Here is a 4,823-nt window from a genome sequence, read left to right on the forward strand (position 1 = left end):
GGACAGCCCCGATGTGGTAGGGCCGGTCTGCCTTTTCCAATCACGAAGTTGTTCCATGTGGACCATGAATCAGGCGCTTGAAATTGCGCTCCAGACTCCCCACGGGATAATTTTTTCAATATTTATCAAACAGTTAGTATAATCACGAGTACTCACCGCTTGGGCGATTTTTGAGCCGGCGTTCACACCGTCCTGCACGCACTGTCAACAGAAACGAACCGTTCGGTTCGATTTTAGAACGAGCTAATAGTCACTTTTCGAAACTGTTAACCTTTTTTGACCCCGGTCAGGGGTCGGTTTCGAGGAGATTGCAGACGGGAATGGCCGCCGCGGCGATAGGATTTCAGCTCCGCAATCGCCAACCGGAACGTTTCGCGTGCGTGTCGCGCCGCATGGATACGATGTCGCTTTCATGCCGATGTCGAAATCGCTGTCGTGGTTAGATCATGCCATCTCAGGTGCCGCTTCGTGACGACGAGGCGGAGAATTGGGAAGCCGGTCAGAATCCGGCGCTGCCCCCGCAACGGTGGTGGAGTTCAAGTCGCAACGGGAGACCACTGGGCAACTGCCTGGGAAGGTGTCGCGATGGTCCGCAAGGACAACTCCAGAGCCCGGAAACCAGCCCGAGATGTTTGAACTCGACTGATCGCGGTGGGCGGTCAAGAGGTGGATCGTGCATGTCCGGCGCATTGCCGGCCTGCGTCCAATCCTTCCTCCGTCACCACCAGTTCAGTCCTTAAAAGCAAGGACAGGACATGGATATCCGCAACGACATGCTGATGCTCTTGAACAGCCGCCGGCAAGGCTTTTCTCTGGAGCAGCCCTTCTACACCGATCCGGACTATTTCAAGCTCGACATGGAGCTGATCTGGTATCGCGACTGGCTGTTCATCGGCCACGATTGCGAGCTGCCGAAGCCGGGCAGCTATATCACCGTGCAGATCGGCGACTATCCGGTCGTCCTTGTCCGTGACCAGCAAGGCAAGATCAACGCCTTCCACAATTCCTGTCGCCATCGCGGCAGCCGCGTCTGCAACACAGAGAAGGGTACGGCGGCAAAGCTCGTCTGCCCCTATCACCAGTGGACCTATGAGCTCGACGGTCGTCTGCTGTTTGCCCGCCAGATGGCCGACGGTTTCGACAAGAGTGAGTTCAGCCTGAAGCCGATCGCCTGCGAGAGCGTCGGCGGCTACATCTTCATCTGCCTGGCCAAGGAGCCGGCGGACTTCGCGCCGATGCGGGCGATGATCGAACCCTATCTTTTGCCGCACCGTTTGCGCGAAGCAAAGATCGCCTTCGAGAGCACGATCATCGAGAAGGGCAACTGGAAGCTGGTCTGGGAAAACAACCGCGAGTGTTACCACTGCGCCGCCAATCATCCCGAGTTGTGCAAGACCTTCCCCGAAGCGCCGACCGTGACCGGCGTCAACGGCGCCGACAGCGACCCTGAGATGGTCGCGCACTGGGCCAAATGCGAGGCATCAGGCCTGCCTAGCAAATTCCGCATCGATCCGGCCGGACAGTATCGCGCCACCCGCGCGCCGCTGCTGCGCGATGCCGTCAGCTATACCATGACCGGCAAACTGGCGGTGAAGAAGAACCTCTCCGACACTGTCTCCGCCGACCGGATCGGCACCTTGATGCATTATCACTATCCGACGACCTGGAACCACATCCTCATCGACCACGCGGTGACGTTCCGGGTGCTGCCGATCAGCGCCACGGAAACGGCGGTGACGACCAAGTGGCTGGTGCACAAGGATGCGGTCGAGGGCATCGATTACACCATCGAAGACCTCACCCATGTCTGGACCGAGACCAACGACCAGGACCGCCGCATCGTCGAGGAAAACGCCTTCGGCATCCTGTCGCCCGCCTATGAGCCCGGCCCCTATTCGGAGCTGCATGAGGGTGGCGTGATCCAGTTCGTCGAATGGTACGCGTCGTTCATCGGGCCGCGCCTTGCCGAGGGCGGCCGGCCGGCGCTGCGCAGCGTCGCCTAGCACAAAACAAAAGGGACAAGAGGATGAATGCGATGACGGATCTTGGCCTCTATCGCCATCTCGACCAGATGACACCGTGGAACGACAGGCTGCAGGTGCTGGAAGTGATCGGTGTCAGCGACGAAGCGCCCGATGTGAAGACCTTCACCTTCCGCTCCGACAACCAGACCTGGTTCCGCTACAAGCCCGGCCAGTTCGTGACGCTGGAACTGCCGACCGCCGACGGGCCGCTGATGCGTACCTATACGCTGTCGTCCTCGCCGTCGCGGCCGTTCTCGATCGCGGTGACGGTGAAGGCGCAGGCGGGCAGCGTCGGCACGCGCTGGATGTTCGACCATCTGACGCCGGGCTCGCACGTCAAGGCCTATGGGCCGACCGGCGATTTTTCGCTGCACAGCCACCCGGCGGCCAAGTATCTGTTCATTTCGGCAGGCTCCGGCGTGACGCCGATGATGTCGATGCTGCGTTGGTTGAATGATTGCGCGCCATGGACCGATGTCGGCTTCGTCAACTGCGCGCGCCGCCCGGAAGAGATCATTTTCCGCAAGGAGCTCGAACTGCTCGGCAGCCGTATGCCCGGCCTGTCGCTCGGCTTCATGATCGAGGAGCGGTCGAGCCGCGAGGGCTGGTTCGGCCATATGGGCCGCATCGATGCGATCCGGCTGCCATTGCTGGCGCCCGATTTCCGCGAGCGCGAAATCTTCTGCTGCGGCCCCGATCCCTTCATGCGCGCCGTGCGCGGCATGCTGGACTCCGCCGGCTTCGACATGACAAAATTCCATCAGGAGAGCTTTGCGGCACCTGTCGTGGAAGAAATCCCGGCCCCGTTCACCTCGCCGGCGGAAAACGGGGCCGCCATTATCGTCGAAGCCGCGACGCCGATCCGTTTCGCGCTTTCGGATGTCGACGCCGAATGCGTCGCCGGCCAAACGGTGCTGCAGACCGCGCGGGCCTCGGGCGTGCGCATTCCCGCCGCATGCGAGTTCGGCCTGTGCGGCACCTGCAAGGTGAGGAAGGTCTCGGGCGACGTCGAGATGAGCCACAATGGCGGCATCCTCGATCACGAAATCGACGATGGTTTTATCCTCGCCTGTTGCTCAAAACCGCTTTCGGCGCTCGAAATCGAGGCGTAATCCGCTTGGAGTCGCCGCCGCACGTTGACTTGCCAAGAAAGAATCGAGCGTTTACAGGCGTTACAAGCTGAGCGGCCGCGCCGACCGACGATTGCTCGCGCAGCTGCGGGGGCCAAGAGCAATGCATCATAGCGATGTATACGCAATTTCGAGCAAGGACATTGTTTTTGAATCCTTCGACGGCGAAGCCGTCGTGCTCGATCTTTCGAGCGGGAAGTATTTCGGATTTTCCGATTCGGGCAGCAGAATCTGGCAAGCGCTATCGTCTGGCGTCGATGCCCAGGTTCTGATCGGGCTGACCGCTGGCGCCTCGACGATAGGCCGGGCTGAACTCGAAGGCTTCGTATCGCAATTGCTCGAACTGGGGCTGCTGGTTTGCCTGGATGCGCCACCGCAGCCGCTGCCCAGCGAATTGCTTGCCGAGCTTGCCGCCACGAGCGAGCCGCTCACCGTGAGCGTTCACGACGACCTGGCGGACCTCATCATCGTGGATCCTATCCATGAGGTCGAGGAACCCGTTGGCTGGCCGGCGGTCAAGCAGGCATCCTGACGAGCAGCCGGTTGCATCGCGATAGAAGGGCGCTGGACTTGGCCATGTCGCGCGTCACTCTCGAAACCTTGCCGGATTACGCCCGATATCTCATCGCCGCCGCTGAGCGCGCGGCCGCATACAATCCTGTCGCGCGCAAGATCCGCCTGCCCCGGCTGGAGCTTACCGCGCATCTCGGCCCCGGCGTGCTGGCGGATGCGCTCGACCATGCTTTTGTCGAGACCAGGGACGATCAACCTGAAACGTCCAGTTGCCGCATTTTCATCGTTCATCCAGGCATCCCCGGCATCCCCGAGCCGGCCAAGTGGGGCGACGCGCATTTCACCGAGCACGGCTTTGCCAAGCGGCTCGCTGAGACCGGGCTGCGTGGCCACCATTTTCACGATCTCGACTTCTGGCAGTTCTACGATCCGCAACGTCGCGTTGGCGTGCAATTGATGGCCTCGGCCGACGCCTTTCCACCGTGGGAGCCGGGAGCGCCGCTGCGGGCTTTCCTGCATTGGGAATATGCGGCGCGCGGCATGCGCCTTGCCCATGCCGGCACGCTCGGCGCCAATGGCAAGGGCTTGCTGCTGGCCGGCGCGGGCGGCGCCGGGAAATCCGGGACCGTCGCTGCCGGCCTCCTCAACGGCCTGGACAGCGTCGGTGACGATTATGTGCTGATCGACCTCGCCAACGGCGTGACTGCCTGCCCGCTGTTTGCAACACTCAAGCAGGATCCCCAGGGGTTTGCGCGGCTTGGGCTGAAGAACCGCCTGCCGGCCCATGGTCCGCTTAACTGGCAAGGCAAGCATACGTTTCACATTGGTGACATTGCGCCTCGGCCGGTGCCTGACACTCTGGACATCGTTGCGCTGGTGGTGCCACATATCGGTGGTGGCGGGGCAAGTTCGATCATGCCGGTGTCGCGCAGGGATGCCATGATTGCCTTGGCGCCATCCGGCATTGCGCAGATGCCGGGCGAGCGGGAAAGCGGCTTTCGCTTCTTCAGCGACCTGACCCGCCTGCTGCCATGCTACCGTCTGTCGCTGGGAACGCAGCCACAGGAGATAGCCGGCACGATCGCGGACTTTCTCGCGCGGGGCGCTTCATGAAGCTGAGCGTGATAATGCCTGTCTACAATCGCGAGCGCTATGT

The 4,823-nt window shown here is 61.6% G+C and carries 4 protein-coding genes and 1 riboswitch; all 4 genes read left to right on the plus strand.

Annotation, left to right across the window (positions count from 1 at the left end; translation table 11 throughout):
- Positions 1-439: 439 nt before the first annotated feature.
- Positions 440-642: riboswitch (cobalamin riboswitch) on the plus strand.
- A 113-nt stretch (positions 643-755) separates the two neighbouring features.
- The 4 genes from EN935_RS22475 (at position 756) to EN935_RS22490 (ending at position 4,780) form a co-directional block, all read left to right on the plus strand.
- Positions 756-2,003 carry an aromatic ring-hydroxylating dioxygenase subunit alpha gene (locus EN935_RS22475; protein ID WP_127262796.1) on the plus strand — a complete coding sequence of 416 codons (1,248 nt, stop codon included), beginning with the start codon at positions 756-758 and terminating at the stop codon, positions 2,001-2,003.
- 32 nt (positions 2,004-2,035) lie between these two features.
- Positions 2,036-3,136, plus strand: a complete 1,101-nt coding sequence (locus tag EN935_RS22480) for a hybrid-cluster NAD(P)-dependent oxidoreductase (RefSeq protein WP_109666850.1) — start codon at positions 2,036-2,038, stop codon at positions 3,134-3,136.
- Positions 3,137-3,227: 91 nt separating this feature from the next.
- Positions 3,228-3,686, plus strand: coding sequence for a PqqD family peptide modification chaperone (locus tag EN935_RS22485; protein WP_245468680.1), 459 nt, complete (start codon positions 3,228-3,230; stop codon positions 3,684-3,686).
- 44 nt (positions 3,687-3,730) lie between these two features.
- Positions 3,731-4,780, plus strand: a complete 1,050-nt coding sequence (locus tag EN935_RS22490) for a serine kinase (protein ID WP_127262795.1) — start codon at positions 3,731-3,733, stop codon at positions 4,778-4,780.
- Positions 4,781-4,823 lie beyond the last annotated feature (43 nt).

The organism is Mesorhizobium sp. M7D.F.Ca.US.004.03.1.1, assembly GCF_003998635.1.
GTDB lineage: Bacteria > Pseudomonadota > Alphaproteobacteria > Rhizobiales > Rhizobiaceae > Mesorhizobium > Mesorhizobium loti.